11 protein-coding genes are annotated in these 16361 nt (G+C 71.1%); all 11 read left to right on the top strand.

The genetic code is table 11. The annotated features are described in order from the left end of the window. Positions 1–148 precede the first annotated feature (148 nt). On the top strand, positions 149–2542 hold the full coding sequence (locus ACIREE_RS21750) for an ATP/GTP-binding protein (protein ID WP_404154483.1): 2394 nt from the start codon (positions 149–151) through the stop codon (positions 2540–2542). Positions 2543–2681: 139 nt separating this feature from the next. Next, entirely contained in the window at positions 2682–4343 is a 1662-nt protein-coding gene (locus ACIREE_RS21745; RefSeq protein ID WP_404154480.1) for a PucR family transcriptional regulator, read from the top strand. A 424-nt stretch (positions 4344–4767) separates the two neighbouring features. Further along, positions 4768–6213, top strand: a complete 1446-nt coding sequence (locus ACIREE_RS21740; RefSeq protein WP_404154478.1) for an aldehyde dehydrogenase family protein — start codon at positions 4768–4770, stop codon at positions 6211–6213. A gap of 188 nt (positions 6214–6401) precedes the next feature. Then, entirely contained in the window at positions 6402–8342 is a 1941-nt protein-coding gene (locus ACIREE_RS21735) for an acyl-CoA dehydrogenase family protein (RefSeq protein WP_404154475.1), read from the top strand. Between the two features lie 73 nt (positions 8343–8415). After that, positions 8416–8781 carry a hypothetical protein gene (locus ACIREE_RS21730; RefSeq protein ID WP_404154473.1) on the top strand — a complete coding sequence of 122 codons (366 nt, stop codon included), beginning with the start codon at positions 8416–8418 and terminating at the stop codon, positions 8779–8781. 79 nt (positions 8782–8860) lie between these two features. Next, positions 8861–10141 carry a 1-deoxy-D-xylulose-5-phosphate reductoisomerase gene (dxr, locus tag ACIREE_RS21725; protein WP_404154470.1) on the top strand — a complete coding sequence of 427 codons (1281 nt, stop codon included), beginning with the start codon at positions 8861–8863 and terminating at the stop codon, positions 10139–10141. Continuing rightward, positions 10138–11439 (top strand): M50 family metallopeptidase, encoded by a 1302-nt coding sequence (locus ACIREE_RS21720; protein ID WP_404154468.1) that lies wholly within the window; start codon positions 10138–10140, stop codon positions 11437–11439. Before dxr ends, ACIREE_RS21720 begins: the two co-directional genes overlap by 4 nt. Positions 11440–11602: 163 nt before the next feature. After that, positions 11603–12760 (top strand): flavodoxin-dependent (E)-4-hydroxy-3-methylbut-2-enyl-diphosphate synthase, encoded by a 1158-nt coding sequence (ispG, locus tag ACIREE_RS21715; RefSeq protein WP_404154466.1) that lies wholly within the window; start codon positions 11603–11605, stop codon positions 12758–12760. 324 nt (positions 12761–13084) lie between these two features. Then, a complete protein-coding gene (locus ACIREE_RS21710; protein ID WP_404154463.1) occupies positions 13085–13933 on the top strand; it encodes a GNAT family N-acetyltransferase in 849 nt (282 codons plus the stop codon). 132 nt (positions 13934–14065) lie between these two features. Next, positions 14066–14803, top strand: a complete 738-nt coding sequence (locus tag ACIREE_RS21705; protein WP_404154461.1) for a DUF1684 domain-containing protein — start codon at positions 14066–14068, stop codon at positions 14801–14803. Positions 14804–14837: 34 nt separating this feature from the next. Continuing rightward, positions 14838–16358 carry an ABC transporter substrate-binding protein gene (locus tag ACIREE_RS21700; protein WP_404154458.1) on the top strand — a complete coding sequence of 507 codons (1521 nt, stop codon included), beginning with the start codon at positions 14838–14840 and terminating at the stop codon, positions 16356–16358. Positions 16359–16361: the final 3 nt, after the last annotated feature.

The following is a 16361-nucleotide window of genomic DNA, read 5'->3' as shown; positions in this document are numbered from 1 at the left end:
GTGTTGTCCGTGATGGACAGATGGGCGCGACACCAAGGAGGGGCCCGCGGGGCGCGTATGCGGTGAACTCCCTTGCCACGGGCACTAGATTGAGCCCGGATCGACGCGCTGAGTGACGGAGAGACCGGCAGGTCAGGGGGGAGTGGCCATGGACACCGAGGGCACGCGGGGCACGCAGGACGAGCGGGACAAGCACGACACAGAGGGCGGGCCGCGGTCCGCGCCGGTGCCGCCCCCCACGAGACCGCCCCGCCTCACGGCCCCGCCGATGCCGCGGCAGGCACCCGGCGCCCCGGCGTCCTCGGTGGCCGAATGGCTCGCGGCCCGCCGCCCCACCACCGAGCCCGGGGTATGGCGGTACGGATTCGTGCCCCGGCCGCCGCGCCGGGACCAGGAAGGCCTGGGCCGCAAGCTCCTGGTGTGGATGTCCGTCTCGTTCCTGGTCGGCATCTTCCTGTGGAGCCTGTGGCGGCGCGGCACCCTCCCCTACCAGTGGGTCCCGCTCAAGGTCTTCACACCGGACGGCTGGTGGTGGCCGGGCACCACGTCACCGCGTGAGCCGAGGGCCTACGACGCGCTGGCCGTCTACGAAGGCCTGTCCTTCCTGGTGGTCGTCTTCCTGGTCGGCCGGTTCGGCGCCTGGGGCGAGGGCATCCGGTTCTTCGTCGTCGACCGTCCGCAGCCGGCCCGCGCCGTGATCGCGTCGGTCGCCGCCGTCGGCGCACTCGTCTTCGTCTGGCCGGACGCGCTCGGCCTCGACTGGCGGCCGCTGCCGGTCGCCACCCCCGTCCAGTCGATCGTCGTGCTGATCACCGGCGGCTACGGATTCTTCACGGTCCCCGCCCTCGCGTACACGCTGTACGCCCTGATCACGGTGGCCGTGCTGTGGCCGTTCGCCCGGCTCGGGGGCTGGCTGGAGGTCTGGTCGGCGCGGCGCTCCGACAAGGCGCCCCCGAAGCCGTCCGCGCCGCCGCGGGCCCGCGCCGAGTGGGCCGAACTGCGCGCCGCGGGGCAGGACAGGGCGGCCGACGTGCTGGCCGCCGAGGTGGCCGCCGGGCGGATGAACGACGTCGACTGCGTCCGCGTCGGCAGGGCCTGGCGCGAGGCGGGCCGCCGGCCGGACGGTACCGCCGAGTTCACCGAGACCGTGGTCCGCCAAGGCGGCGCCGCGTGGACCCACCCGTCGCGACAGCGCGACCTGCCGGCCCGCACCGCCACGCACGACCTGCTCGTCGGCCAGGTGCGCATCGGCCGGTACGCACGCGACGAGCGCAACCCGTACGCCCTGCACGGTGCCGGCGCCGCCCTCGACCCGGGCGTGCTCGGCACCTCCCTGCTCGCCGTCGGCCCGTCCGGCTCGGGCAAGACCGAGAGCGTCGTGCGCCCCGTCGTCGAGTCCCTCTCGCTCCAGGCGCTCACCGGGCGGTGCGCCGTCGTCGCCGTCTGCGCGGCGGGCACCCCGCTCGGCCCCGACAGCGCGTACGACGTCGTGGTCCGCCCCGGCGACCCGGCTTCCGAGTACGACCTCGACCTGTACGCGGACGCCGCCGACCCCGACGAGGCCGCCGGCTTCCTCGCGGAGGGGCTCGTCGGCGATCTGGACAGCGTCGACACCCGGCGCGCCGCCACCGCGCTGGCCCAGCTGCTCGGCCCCTACCACGCGGCGCACGGCCGCTTCCCCGCCGTCCCGGTCCTGCGTGAACTGCTCGAAGGGGAGGCCGGCGCCGTCGCCGACCTGAGGGAGCGGCTCGGCGCGGGCCCGCACGCCGCGATGCGCCGTGAACTCGACGCCCGGCAGCGGCAGTCCGGCGCCGCGAGCGATCCGGGCCCGATGCTCGCGGACCGCCTCGCCCTCCTCGACCGGCCGGTGTTCGCCGAGTTCTTCAACACGAGCGGCGCCTCGCGCCCTTTCTCGGTGCGGGCGGTGACGCGCCACCCGCTCCGCGTCCGCGTCGACCTCCCCGAACGGGGGCACGAGGAGGCGTCGCGGCTGCTCGCGCGGCTGCTCCTCGCCCAGTTCACCGCGGTCGTGCGGGGGCGTCCGCAGGACGCGCCGTTCGCCTGCCTGGTGCTCGACGACGCGTCGCGGACCATGACGGCGGAGACCGTACGGGCCATCCAGCGGCTCCGTTCCTCACGGGCGGGGGTGGTGCTCGGCCTGCGTACCGTCGGCGAGGTCCCCGAGCCGCTGCAGGGTCCGCTGTACGCGGCGGTCGGCTGCCGCATGGCGTTCTCCGGGGTCACGACCTGGGACGGGCGCCGGTTCGCCGAGGCCTGGGGCACCGAGTGGGTGGAGCGTGAGGAGGTGGCCCAGCACACGGTCTACGCCAACCAGCCACTCACCCGCACCCTGCACACCCTGCGCAAGATGGTCACCGGCAAGGCCGTGACCACCGACGCCGTCACCGTCCGCCAGGTCGAACGCGAACGCTGGTCCGCCTCCGACCTCGCCCACGCCGTCCCGCCGGGCCACGCCGTGCTCTCGCTCACCACCGTGCGCGGGGAGCACGCGCCGCCGCTCCTCGTGGAGCTGCGTACCTGAAGGTGTGCTGAGAATCCTGGGGGCGGCGTCCGGAGTACGTACGGTGAGGCACAATCGGCACTGGTCGTTCATACGGACCGGCCAAAAGCTTCACACTTCCGGTACACCCCCCACGTACCTCCAGCTACCTGAAGGCCCCATGCCGCCCACGCTCGCCTCGCTCGTCCACCACTCGGCGCTCAAGCTCACCGTGCGAGCGGGCGAGGGCCATCTGGACACCCCCGTCCGCTGGGCCCACGTGAGCGAACTCGCCGACCCCGTCCCCTATATGGAGGGCGGCGAACTGCTGCTGATCACCGCCCTGAAGCTGGACGCCGAGGACCCCGAGGAAATGCGGCGGTACGTGAAGCGGCTGGCCGGCGCGGGCGTGGTCGGGCTCGGCTTCGCGGTCGGCGTCAACTACGACGACGTACCGGAAGCTCTCGTGAAGGCGGCGAAGGACGAAGGCCTCCCGCTGCTCGCGGTGCCCCCGCGCACACCGTTCATCGCCATCAGCAAGGCGGTCTCCGCGGCCATCGCCGCCGACCAGTACCGGGCCGTCACCTCCGGGTTCGCCGCGCAGCGCGAACTGACGAAGCAGGCCCTGAGCGAAGGCCCCGAGGGGCTGCTCGCGGTGCTCGCCGCGCAGGTGGACGGGTGGGCCGCGCTGTACGACGCGTCGGGCGCCGTCGTCGCCACCGCCCCCGAGTGGGCGGGCCGCAGGGCCGCCCGGCTGACCGCCGACGTCGAGCGGCTCCGCGAGCGCCCCGCGCCCGCAAGCGCCGTCGTCGCGGGCGGCGCCGACGACCGCATCGAACTGCACTCCATCGGCACCGGACGGCGGGCGCGCGCCGCCCTCGCCGTGGGCACGGCGGCCACCCTCGGCACCGCCGAGCGGTACGCGCTGCACTCCGCGATCGCCCTGCTCACGCTGACGACCGAGCGTTCGCGCGCGCTGTACGCCGCCGAGCAGCGGATCGGCGCGGCCGTGCTGCGGATGCTGCTCGCGGGCGAACCCGACCACGCGCGGGCCGTCGCCGGTGATCTCTACGGGGCGCTCCTGGACGCGCCGTTCCGCATGGTGGCAGCGGAGGCCGGGGCGCCGCCGCCGACCGGTGTCGCCGCCGCGGCCGGGACCTCGGCCCGGACGTCGGCCGGAACCGGCACGGCGTTGCTGCTCGCGGAAGCGGTCACCGGGGCGGGCGACGCGCCCGGCGAGCCGCTGTCCGTCCTCACGGACGTCGTCGAGTCGGCGGCCGCGCGCGCCGGTGAGGCCGTCCTGGTCGTACCGCACGGGGAGCGGACCGTCCTGCTCGTGGTCGACGGGGGAGCGGCCGCGGAGGCCTGCGGGCAGTACGCCGAGGTGCTTGAGGCGACCCGGGCGGACGGCTCCGCCGAGGACGAACTGGTCATCGGGTTCTCCGCGCCGTCCGGGCCGATCGCCGCCGCGACCGCGTTCAAGCAGGCCGAGCAGGCGCTGTCCGTCGCGCGCAGGCGCGGGCGGGTCCTCGTCGAGCACGAGGACGTCGTGGCCGGTTCGGTGCTGCCGCTGCTCGGCAACGACGCGGTGCGGGCGTTCGCGGACGGGCTGCTCCGCGCGCTGCGGGACCACGACGCGACGGGCCGCGGTGACCTGGTCGCCTCGCTGCGGGCGTGGCTGTCGCGGCACGGGCAGTGGGACGCGGCCGCGATGGATCTGGGGGTGCACCGGCATACGTTGCGGTACCGGATGCGCAGGGTCGAAGAGATCCTTGGCCGGTCGCTCGATGACCCGGATGTCCGGATGGAGCTCTGGCTGGCGCTGAAGGCGACCGGGGGGTGACCGGTTCGCCGCCGGTCCCCCTGGTGGGGGCTGATCGCGCGGTTCCCCGCGCCCCTGGTTGTTGTTGAGCCCGCGGGCCGGTGGGGACTTCTCGCGCCGTTCCCCGCGCCCCTGGAGCATGCGGCTCCGCCGCCGCTCCAGAGGGCGCGCTTGCTTCACGCGCCGATGAGGTGGCGCACGCAGTGCGCACCTCAGGGGCGCGGGGAACGGCGCGACCAGCCCCCACCGGCCCGCGGCCGACCACGAGACACCTGCCCCCACGGCGCCACGCCCGCACCACGCCACCGGCGACGCATCGCCTAGGCCAATTCGGCAAAGAACCCACTCCCGACCACTACACCCCGGCGAAACCATCCCCCGGCCGGCCAGGCCTAACGTGAGGGCACAGCAACAAGCCCGTACACGGAAAGGCCGGTAGAGACTCATGACCGCCACCCACGCCTTCTGGCTCGCCGGCCGCCAGGCCACCGGGGACGCCACCTTCGACGTCACCAACTCCTACGACGGCCGACTCGTCGGCACCGTCAGCGTGCCGACCGAGGCCCAGGTCGAGGAGGCCGTCGCCGCCGCGCACGCGGTACGCGAGGAGTTCGCCGCGACCCCGGCACACGTCCGCGCCAAGGCCCTGAACCACGTCGCGGACCGGCTCACCGAGCGCACCGAGGAGATCGCCCGGCTGATCTCCGCGGAGAACGGCAAGCCGATCAAGTGGGCCCGAGGTGAAGTGGGCCGCGCTGTCAGCGTCTTCCGGTTCGCCGCCGAGGAAGCGCGCCGCTGGAACAGCGGCGACGCCCAGCGCCTCGACACCGACCAGGGCGGCACCGGCCGGCTCGCCCTGACCCGCCGCATCCCCAAGGGCGTCGTCCTCGGCATCGCGCCCTTCAACTTCCCGCTGAACCTGAGCGCCCACAAGGTCGCCCCGGCCATCGCGGTCGGCGCCCCGATCATCCTCAAGCCGGCCCCGGCGACCCCGCTCTCCTCCCTCGTGCTCGGCGAGCTGCTCGCGGAGACCGAGCTGCCCGCCGGTTCCTGGTCGGTCCTCACCGTGCCGAACGAGAAGATGCCCGCCCTCGTCCAGGACGAGCGCCTGCCCGTCATCTCCTTCACGGGTTCAGGACCGGTCGGCTACGCGATCATGGACAGCGTGCCCCGCAAGCACTGCACGCTCGAACTCGGCGGCAACGGCGCGGCCGTCGTCCTCGCCGACTACGACTCCGAGGCGGACCTGGACTGGGCGGCGGGCCGCATCGCCACCTTCTCCAACTACCAGGGCGGCCAGTCCTGCATCTCGGTGCAGCGGGTCATCGCCGACGCCGCGGTCTACGACCGGCTGCTCCCGAAGATCGTCGCCGCTGTCGAGGCGCAGGTCACCGGCGACCCGGCCGACGACGCCACCGACGTGGGCCCGCTGGTGAGCGAGGACGCCGCAAAGCGCGTAGAGGCATGGGTGACCGAGGCCGTGGACGCCGGTGCCGCGCTCCTCGCGGGCGGCAAGCGCGACGGCGCCACGTACGCGCCGACCGTCCTCGCCGACGTACCGGCCGATGTCACGCTCTCCTGCGAGGAGGTCTTCGGACCGGTCCTCACCGTGAAGAGGGTCGACGGGGAGGACGAGGCCTTCGCCGCAGTCAACGACTCCAAGTACGGCCTCCAGGCAGGGGTGTTCACGCACGACCTGCAGACCGCGTTCCGTGCCCACCGCGCCCTGGAGGTCGGCGGCGTCGTCGTCGGCGACGCGCCGTCCTACCGCGCCGACCAGATGCCGTACGGCGGCGCCAAGCAGTCCGGCGTCGGCCGCGAGGGCGTGCGGTACGCGATGGACGACTACACGTACGAGCGCGTCCTCGTCCTCACCGGCCTCGCCCTGTAGCGGGCGGCCCCCGAACCACGCCGACCACGACGGCCGGAGCCCACAGTGCGGGGGGCTCCGGCCGTCGCTTCGTGACGGGAGAGTGCGCAAGGACTGGCCGCCATGCCCCGGATCGGGTACATACGAGCGAGTAGCACCAGTCGGTAACGGACCGGCCCGGTGCACCGACGCGCGGCGAGGTGAACCTCATGTCCGCAACACCCCAGCACCGGGCCAAGGTTTCCGAACGAGAGGCCCGGCAGGTCGCCGAGGCCGCCCGTGAACAGGACTGGCGCAAGCCCAGCTTCGCCAAGGAACTGTTCCTCGGCCGGTTCCGGCTCGACCTCATCCACCCGCACCCGATGCCCGCCGACGAGGACGCCCGGCGCGGCGAGGCGTTCCTCGCCCAGCTGCGCGACTTCTGCGAAACGAAGATCGACTCGGCCCGCATCGAGCGCGAGGCGAAGATCCCCGACGAGACGGTCAACGGGCTCAGGGAGCTCGGCGCGCTCGGCATGAAGATCGACACGAAGTACGGCGGCCTCGGCCTCACCCAGGTCTACTACAACAAGGCGCTCGCCCTGGTCGGCTCGGCGAGCCCGGCCATCGGCGCGCTGCTCTCGGCCCATCAGTCGATCGGCGTACCCCAGCCGCTGAAGATGTTCGGCACACAGGAACAGAAGGACGCGTTCCTGCCGCGGTGCGCGCGCACGGACATCAGCGCCTTTCTGCTGACCGAACCCGACGTGGGGTCCGACCCCGCGAGGCTGGCCACGGCGGCCATCCCGGACGGCGACGACTACGTCATCGACGGCGTGAAGCTGTGGACGACCAACGGGGTCGTCGCGGATCTCCTCGTCGTCATGGCGCGCGTGCCGAAGTCCGAGAACCACCGGGGCGGCATCACCGCGTTCGTCGTGGAGGCCGCGGCGCCCGGCGTCACCGTCGAGAACCGCAACGCCTTCATGGGCCTGCGCGGCCTGGAGAACGGGGTCACCCGCTTCCACCAGGTCCGGGTCCCCGCGGCGAACCGGATCGGTGCCGAGGGCGCAGGCCTGAAGATCGCCCTCACCACGCTCAACACCGGCCGCCTGTCACTGCCCGCGATGTGCGTCGGCGCCGGCAAGTGGTGCCTGAAGATCGCCCGCGAATGGTCGGCGGCGCGCGAACAGTGGGGCAAGCCGGTCGCGTTCCACGAGGCGGTCGGCGCGAAGATCTCCTTCATCGCGGCCACCACCTTCGCCCTGGAGGCGGTCGTCGACCTCTCCTCCCAGATGGCCGACGAGGACCGCAACGACATCCGCATCGAGGCCGCCCTCGCCAAGCTGTACGGCTCCGAGATGGGCTGGCTGATGGCCGACGAACTCGTCCAGATCCGCGGCGGCCGCGGCTTCGAGACCGCCGAGTCCCTCGCGGCCCGTGGCGAACGCGCCGTGCCCACCGAGCAGATGCTGCGCGACATGCGCATCAACCGCATCTTCGAGGGCTCGACGGAGATCATGCATCTGCTGATCGCCCGCGAGGCCGTCGACGCGCACCTCGCCGTGGCCGGCGACCTGATCGACCCGGACAAGTCCCTGACGGACAAGGCGAAGGCGGGCGCCAAGGCAGGCGGCTTCTACGCCAAGTGGCTGCCGAAGCTGGTCACAGGACCCGGCCAACTCCCGCGCTCCTACGCCGAGTTCCACCCGGCGGGCCACCCGGACCTCTCCGGCCATCTGCGCTACGTCGAACGCTCGGCCCGCAAGCTCGCCCGCTCCACGTTCTACGCCATGTCCCGCTGGCAGGGCCGCATGGAGACCAAACAGGGCTTCCTCGGCCGCATCGTCGACATCGGCGCCGAACTCTTCGCCATCAGCGCGGCCTGCGTCCGCGCCGAACTCCTGCGCACCACCGAGGAGTACGGCCGCGAGGCCTACCAGCTCGCCGACGTCTTCTGCCGCCAGGCCCGGATCCGCGCCGACGAGCTCTTCGACCGCCTGTGGACCAACACCGACGACCTCGACCACAAGGTCGTCAAGGGCGTCCTCGGCGGCACGTACGCCTGGCTGGAGCAGGGCGTCATCGACCCGAGCGGCGAAGGACCCTGGATCGCCGACGCCGCACCCGGCCCCAGCAAACGGGAGAACGTGCACCGCCCGATCCGCTGATCACCTCCCCGTCGCGGCCGACGGATCCGCCGGTAGAGTCCGGCGGATCCGTCACCACGACACCGGGGGCCCCATGCGCGACGAGAAGAAGTACCGCGACGACCTGGAGCGCCGCTTCCTCACCGAGACCCAGCGGATGCGCGGCCGTGGCCTGCTCCTGCTGTGGATCGGCGGCCTGCTCTGGCTGTACGTCGCGCTCAGACTCGTCCTTCCGTGGCCGGTCCTCGGCGCCGACCCGGACTGCGGCGCCCCGCTCTTCGAACGGATCGAGCTCGGCTACGAGGACCACATCCGCAACCCCTGTTCGGTCAGTCCCTGGCCCACCCTCCTCGCCGTCCTCGCGGTCTCCGTCCCGGTGTTGGTCACGGGCACGGCCCTCTACGTACGCGGTGTGGTGAGCGCCAACCTCAGCCATTACGTACGGTCGATGACCCGCTGACGCCGACGACGCGAACCCGTACGGGGGCATCCGGGGACACCCTGTCGGACTCACAGCAAGGCCAGGCAACAATAGGGGGATGACCGACAGCCCATCGCCGCTCGCCGACCCGCACCTCGTCTTCGACCCCGCCTCCGGCGACGCCCCCAGGGACATCGCCGTGCTGGGCTCGACGGGCTCGATCGGCACGCAGGCCATCGACCTCGTGCTGCGCAACCCGGACCGGTTCCGCGTCACCGCACTCAGCGCCGCCGGCGGCCGGGTCGCCCTGCTGGCCGAGCAGGCGCACCGGCTGCGCGTGCGCACCGTCGCCGTCGCCCGCGAGGACGCCGTACCCGCGCTGCGCGAGGCGCTGGCCGCGCGGTACGGGCCGGGGGAGCCGCTCCCGGAGATCCTCGCGGGTCCGGGCGCCGCCACGGAGATCGCCGGCCGCGGCGACTGCCACACCGTCCTCAACGGCATCACGGGTTCGATCGGCCTCGCGCCCACCCTCGCCGCCCTCGAAGCGGGCCGCACCCTGGCCCTCGCCAACAAGGAGTCGCTGATCGTCGGCGGCCCCCTGGTGAAGGCGCTCGCCAAGCCCGGCCAGATCATCCCGGTCGACTCCGAGCACGCCGCCCTCTTCCAGGCGCTCGCCGCGGGCACCCGCGCCGACGTCCGCAAGCTCGTGGTCACCGCGTCCGGCGGCCCCTTCCGCGGCCGCACGAAGGCGGACCTCGCGGATGTCACGGTCCAGGACGCGCTCGCGCACCCGACCTGGGCGATGGGCCCGGTCATCACCGTGAACTCGGCGACCCTGGTCAACAAGGGCCTGGAGGTCATCGAGGCGCACCTGCTCTACGACATCCCCTTCGACCGCATCGAAGTCGTCGTACACCCCCAGTCCTACGTGCACTCCATGGTCGAGTACGTCGACGGCTCCTCGATCCTCCAGGCGACGCCGCCCGACATGGGCGGCCCCATCGCGATCGGCCTCGGCTGGCCCGAGCGGATCCCGGACGCGGCGCCCGCGTTCGACTGGACGAAGGCGTCGACCTGGGAGTTCTTCCCGCTCGACACCGAAGCGTTCCCCTCCGTGGGCCTGGCCCGGCACGTGGGGCAGCTCGCGGGTACGGCTCCGGCGGTGTTCAATGCCGCCAACGAGGAGTGCGTGGACGCCTTCCTGAAGGGCGCCCTGCCGTTCAACGGCATCATGGAGACCGTCACCCGGGTCGTCGAGGAACACGGCGCCCCTTCGACATCGGTGCCGGGAACTGCGCTGACGGTCGCGGACGTCCTCGAAGCGGAGACCTGGGCGCGCGCCCGGGCCCGCGAAGTGACGGCGACGACCGAGACGACGACCGCGGAGGCTCGTGCATGACGACCTTGATGATGATCCTCGGCGTACTCGTCTTCGTGGTGGGGCTGCTCATCTCCATCGCCTGGCACGAACTGGGCCACCTCTCGACGGCCAAGCTCTTCGGCATCCGCGTCCCGCAGTACATGGTCGGCTTCGGGCCCACCATTTTCTCGCGGAAGAAGGGCGAGACCGAGTACGGCGTCAAGGCGATCCCGCTCGGCGGCTACATCCGCATGATCGGCATGTTCCCGCCCGGCGCCGACGGCAGGATCGAGGCCCGCTCGACCTCGCCGTTCCGCTCCATGGTGGAGGACGCCCGCGCGGCCGCCTTCGAGGAGGTGCAGCCCGGCGACGAGACCCGCCTCTTCTACACGCGCAAGCCCTGGAAGCGCGTCATCGTGATGTTCGCGGGCCCCTTCATGAACCTGATCCTCGCGGTCGGCCTCTTCTTCACGGTCCTGATGGGCTTCGGCGTCACCCAGCAGACGAACGCGGTCGAGTCCGTCTCGCCCTGCGTCATCCAGGCCAGCGCCAACCGCGACACCTGCAAGGCGTCCGACCCGCAGTCCCCGGCCAAGGCCGCGGGCCTCCAGGCCAAGGACAAGATCGTCTCGTTCGACGGGGTCGCCACGGAGAAGTGGAACACCCTGTCCGACGAGATCCGGGACAACGCGGGCCGGACCGTCCCGATCGTCGTCGAGCGCGACGGACAGCGGTTGACGCTGCACGCGAAGATCGCCACGAACCAGGTGGCGAAGAAGGACTCCAGCGGCCAGATCACCGACGGCTACGTCAAGGCCGGCTTCCTCGGCTTCACCGCCGCCACCGGAGTCGTGCACCAGGACTTCGGCGACTCCGTGACCTGGATGACCGACCGGGTCGGCGACGCCGTCGACTCCATCGTCGCCCTTCCGGCGAAGATCCCGGCCCTGTGGGACGCGGCGTTCGGCGACGGCCCGCGCGACCAGGACTCCCCGATGGGCGTGGTCGGAGCGGCCCGCGTCGGCGGCGACATCGCCGCGCTCGACATCCCGGCCACCCAGAAGCTGGCGATGTCGCTGATGCTGGTCGCCGGGTTCAACCTGTCCCTCTTCCTCTTCAACATGCTGCCGCTGCTCCCGCTCGACGGCGGCCACATCGCGGGCGCCCTCTGGGAGGCGCTGCGGCGCAACCTGGCCCGGGTGTTCCGACGCCCCGACCCGGGCCCCTTCGACGTGGCGAAGCTCATGCCCGTCGCGTACGTGGTGGCCGGAATCTTCGTCTGCTTCACGATCCTCGTCCTGATCGCGGACGTCGTTAACCCCGTACGAATCTCCTGAGCACGTCTGATTTAGGGCGGCCGGGCACCCTGTGTGCCCGGCCGCCCACCTTTGGGTGGAGTTATGGGGCGCGATGTGCTTGGCCGTGCGCCGGTGCCGTAATCTCGGAAGCCTGGGATTCGGAAGCCTGGGACTCGATTCATACCTTGGGGTTGCACAGCAGATGACTGCGATTTCACTCGGCATGCCGGACGTACCGATCAAGCTCGCCGAGCGGCGCAAGAGCCGGCAGATCCAGGTCGGCACGGTGGCCGTCGGCGGCGACGCCCCGATCTCGGTGCAGTCGATGACCACGACGCGTACGTCCGACATCGGCGCCACGCTGCAGCAGATCGCCGAGCTGACGGCGTCCGGCTGTCAGATCGTGCGGGTGGCCTGCCCCACGCAGGACGACGCCGACGCGCTGCCGATCATCGCCAAGAAGTCGCAGATCCCAGTGATCGCGGACATCCACTTCCAGCCGAAGTACGTCTTCGCCGCCATCGAGGCGGGCTGCGCCGCGGTCCGGGTGAACCCGGGCAACATCAAGCAGTTCGACGACAAGGTCAGGGAGATCGCCAAGGCGGCGAAGGACCACGGCACCCCGATCCGCATCGGTGTGAACGCGGGCTCGCTCGACCGCCGGCTGCTCCAGAAGTACGGCAAGGCGACCCCCGAGGCCCTCGCCGAGTCGGCACTGTGGGAGGCGTCGCTCTTCGAGGAGCACGACTTCCGCGACATCAAGATCTCGGTCAAGCACAACGACCCGGTCGTGATGGTCAACGCCTACCGGCTGCTCGCCGAGAAGTGCGACTACCCGCTGCACCTCGGCGTCACCGAGGCAGGCCCGGCCTTCCAGGGCACCATCAAGTCGGCCGTCGCGTTCGGCGCGCTGCTCTCCGAGGGCATCGGCGACACCATCCGCGTCTCGCTCTCGGCCCCGCCGGTCGAGGAGATCAAGGTCGGCAACCAGATCCTGGAGTCGCTCGGCCTGCGCCCGCGCCGCCTGGAGATCGTCTCCTGCCCGTCCTGCGGCCGCGCCCAGGTCGACGTCTACAAGCTGGCCGAAGAGGTCACCGCCGGTCTCGACGGCATGGAGGTCCCGCTGCGCGTGGCCGTCATGGGCTGCGTCGTGAACGGTCCTGGTGAGGCCCGCGAGGCCGACCTCGGTGTCGCCTCCGGCAACGGCAAGGGCCAGATCTTCGTGAAGGGCGAGGTCATCAAGACCGTCCCCGAGTCGAAGATCGTGGAGACCCTCATCGAAGAGGCGATGAAGATCGCCGAGCAGATGGAGAAGGACGGCGTGGCCTCCGGCGAGCCGTCCGTGGCCATCGCGGGCTGACATCGGCTCCGCCCGTTCTGCCGTTTCGCGCGCTCGTCTGCCGGGTTCCTCCCGCCGGGCGGGCGCGCCTCTCGTCGTGGCTGATCGCGCAGTTCCCCGCGCCCCTGGTGCATGCGGCTTCGCCGCAGCCCCAAGAGCGCGCACGAAGTGCGCCTCGCAGGGGCGCGGGGAACTGCGCGAGAAGTCCCCACCGGCCCGCGGACGCCCGACGAAGGGGCACCCGGCACACGGTGGTGAACGAGGGCCGCACCAGAGGCAGAGGCGGCTCATACGACCGGCAGGTACAGTGCGGAGATCAGCAGCCCAGCCAAAAAGGCCCCGCACGTGTTGACTCAGACCACCACCCGGGTCCTCGAACCGAGTGACCTCGACGCCGCGCTCGCCGTACTCGACCGCGAGCCGGTCACCAATGCCTTCGTGACGGCCCGCGTCCGCATCGCGGGCCTGGACCCGTGGCGGCTCGGTGGCGAGATGTGGGGCTGGTACGAGGACGGCATGCTGCGGTCGCTGTGTTACGCGGGCGCCAACCTGGTGCCGATCTGCGCGACCGACCGGGCCGTCCGCGGCTTCGCCGACCGCGCGCGGCGGGCGGGCCGGCGCTGCTCGTCGATCGTCGGGCCCGCCGAGCCGACCGCCCAGCTGTGGCGGCTGCTCGAAGGGAGCTGGGGCCCCGCCCGCGACGTGCGTCCGCACCAGCCGCTGATGATGACCGACCGGGTGTCCGCCGTCGTCGCCCCGGACCCGTACGTGCGCCGGATCCGCAAGGACGAGATGGACGCGATCATGCCGGCGTGCGTGGCGATGTTCACCGAGGAGGTCGGCGTCTCTCCGCTGGCCGGTGACGGCGGCCTGCTCTACCAGGCGCGGGTGGCCGAACTGGTCGGCTCCGGCCGCTCGTTCGCCCGCCTCGACGAGAACGGCAAGGTGGTCTTCAAGGCGGAGATCGGCGCCGCCACCGACCAGGCCTGCCAGATCCAGGGCGTCTGGGTCGCCCCCGAGCACCGCGGCCGCGGCCTCGCCGCCCCCGGCATGGCCGCCGTGCTGCGCTACGCGCTCGCGGACGTCGCGCCCGTCGTCAGCCTCTACGTCAACGACTTCAACACCCCGGCCCGCGCCGCGTACCGGCGCGTGGGGTTCGAAGAGGTCGGGGCGTTCATGAGCGTCCTGTTCTAGGACGCTCGCGCTTGTCTGTGCGGGGCGTGTGGAGCCCGTCTCATCTCTTTGACACCGTTTGACATTAGTGAGCCTTATGAACCATAAAGGGAGAGCTTTGGTTTAAGGTTCACGGAATGTAGGTGCCCGACGATGTCTGTTTCCGGCGAAGCCGCCCCGTCCGACGACCCCCAGGGGCGCTGGGAGGCCTGGCGTGCCGAGCGGTACCGCTCCGTCACCGCCCCCACCGGGAACCTCGCGCTCGTCGAGACCCGCTGGCTGCCCGCCGGTGAACTCCCCGACCTGGACGCCGTCCGCGCCGGGCAGCCCGACACCGTGACGGTCACCGCGCTTGAGCGGACCGACCTGGTCACCGGCGAACCCGAGCACGGCCTGCGCCTCTGGGACGCGGACTCCCCGGCCGTCCAGGACTTCGAGCGCATCGACGCCTTCCCGTACGACCCGGAGTGGGTCCTCGATGCCACGTACACGCCCGTCGAGGGCGCCCGCCGCGTGGCTTTCGAGCACCTCCGGGACAACGGCGGCACCCGCGAGAAGGTCGTCCCCGGCGACATCGCCCTCACCGTCGACGGCACCGCCTACACGCTCTCGGCCTTCGACGACGACGGCACCCTGCTGCTCGTCTTCGGCGATCCGACGAACGGCGCATCCACCTACGGCGCCGGGCGCTTCCTCTTCGTGGAACACGTCGATCACACCGGCGAGGGCCGCGTACGCCTCGACTTCAACCGGGCCTTCGTGCCCCCGTGCGGCTTCTCCGATCAGTACAACTGTCCGATGCCGCCGCGGCAGAACCGCTTCCACCTGCCCGTCGAGGCCGGCGAGAAGCTCCCCGTCTTCCGCGACGGCGCCACCGGCACCGCTCACTGATCACCTCCCCGCACCCCTTCGCGTAAGGCCCCCCATGAACCTCCCCAAGAAGCCCCTCTACGCCGGCGCGCTCACCGTCGCCCTCGCGGTCACCCTCGCCGCCTGCGGCGGGGGCGGCGCCAACTCCGGCTCGGAGAACGGCAGTTACGACAAGAACGCCGCCGTCAACATAGGCTCGCTCTACGAGCCGCAGAACCTCGACAACACCGGTGGCGGCGGCCAGGGCGTCACCGAGGCCCTCAACGGCAACGTCTACGAAGGCCTCTTCCGGCTCACCGACGACGGCAAGGTCGACAAGCTCCTCGCCCAGGACTACAAGGTCAGCGGCGACGGGCTCACGTACACCTTCACGCTCCGCGACGGCGTCAAGTTCCACAGCGGCAAGACGCTGAGCAGCGAGGACGTCAAGTACAGCCTGGAGAAGGTGATCGCCAAGGATTCGCAGTCCGCGCGCAAGGCGAACCTCGAGGTCATCAAGGACATCGCCACTCCCGACGCGAAGACCGTCAAGGTCACCCTGTCGAAGAAGTCGATCTCCTTCGTCTACAACCTCTCCTACGTGTGGATCATCAACTCCGCCGCGAAGAACCTGAAGACGACGGAAGACGGCACGGGCCCGTACAAGCTGAACAAGTGGACGCGCGGCTCGGCGCTCAGCCTCGACCGGTTCAGCGGCTACTGGGGCTCTGCCGCCAAGAACAAGCAGGTCGTCTTCCACTACTACAAGGACGCGACGGCCCTCAACAACGCGCTGCTCACGAACGCCGTGGACGTCGTCACGAGCGAGCAGTCGCCGGACGCCCTCGACCAGTTCAAGTCGAACCAGAATTACAAGGTCAACGACGGCGATTCGACCACCAAGCTGCTCCTCGCCTTCAACGACAAGGCCAAGCCGTTCACGAACGTCAAGGTGCGCCAGGCCGTCTCCGCCGCCATCGACGACAAGAAGCTCCTCGAATCCGTCTGGGGCGGTTACGGCAAGGAGATCGGGTCGATGGTGCCGCCCACCGACCCCTGGTACGAGGACCTGACCAAGGTCAACGCGTACGACGTGACGAAGGCCAAGAAGCTGCTGAAGGAGGCCGGGTACGACAAGGGCTTCAGCTTCACGCTGGACACCCCGAACTACGACCCGCACCCCACCGCCGCCACCTTCATCAAGTCGCAGCTCGCCAAGGTCGGCATCACCGTCAAGATCAACACGATCACGCCCGACGAGTGGTACACGAAGGTCTACAAGAACCACGACTTCTCGGCGACGCTCCAGGAGCACGTCAACGACCGCGACCTCGTCTGGTACGGCAACCCCGACTTCTACTGGGGTTACGACGACAAGCAGGTCCAGAAGTGGGTCGGGCAGGCCGAGGAGGCCTCCAGCACGCAGGCGCAGACCGACCTCCTGAAGAAGGTCAACCGCAAGACCGCCGAGGACGCGGCCAGCGACTGGCTGTACCTGTATCCGCAGATCGTCGTCGCGAACACGAAGCTGTCGGGCTACCCGCTCAACGGCCTCAACTCGCAGTTCTTCGCGTACGACATCAAGAAGAGCAGCTGACCC

Source organism: Streptomyces sp. NPDC102467, assembly GCF_044765445.1.
In the GTDB taxonomy this organism is placed as follows: domain Bacteria; phylum Actinomycetota; class Actinomycetes; order Streptomycetales; family Streptomycetaceae; genus Streptomyces.
This window is presented reverse-complemented; position numbering and strand designations above follow the sequence as displayed.

Excerpts from the sequence above, each read along its gene's own strand:
- ACIREE_RS21750 (WP_404154483.1), top strand. The coding sequence starts at position 149 with ATGGACACCGAGGGCACGCGGGGCACGCAGGACGAGCGGGACAAGCAC.
- ACIREE_RS21745 (WP_404154480.1), top strand. The coding sequence starts at position 2,682 with ATGCCGCCCACGCTCGCCTCGCTCGTCCACCACTCGGCGCTCAAGCTC.
- ACIREE_RS21740 (WP_404154478.1), top strand. The coding sequence starts at position 4,768 with ATGACCGCCACCCACGCCTTCTGGCTCGCCGGCCGCCAGGCCACCGGG.
- ACIREE_RS21735 (WP_404154475.1), top strand. The coding sequence starts at position 6,402 with ATGTCCGCAACACCCCAGCACCGGGCCAAGGTTTCCGAACGAGAGGCC.
- ACIREE_RS21730 (WP_404154473.1), top strand. The coding sequence starts at position 8,416 with ATGCGCGACGAGAAGAAGTACCGCGACGACCTGGAGCGCCGCTTCCTC.
- dxr (WP_404154470.1), top strand. The coding sequence starts at position 8,861 with ATGACCGACAGCCCATCGCCGCTCGCCGACCCGCACCTCGTCTTCGAC.
- ACIREE_RS21720 (WP_404154468.1), top strand. The coding sequence starts at position 10,138 with ATGACGACCTTGATGATGATCCTCGGCGTACTCGTCTTCGTGGTGGGG.
- ispG (WP_404154466.1), top strand. The coding sequence starts at position 11,603 with ATGACTGCGATTTCACTCGGCATGCCGGACGTACCGATCAAGCTCGCC.
- ACIREE_RS21705 (WP_404154461.1), top strand. The coding sequence starts at position 14,066 with ATGTCTGTTTCCGGCGAAGCCGCCCCGTCCGACGACCCCCAGGGGCGC.
- ACIREE_RS21700 (WP_404154458.1), top strand. The coding sequence starts at position 14,838 with ATGAACCTCCCCAAGAAGCCCCTCTACGCCGGCGCGCTCACCGTCGCC.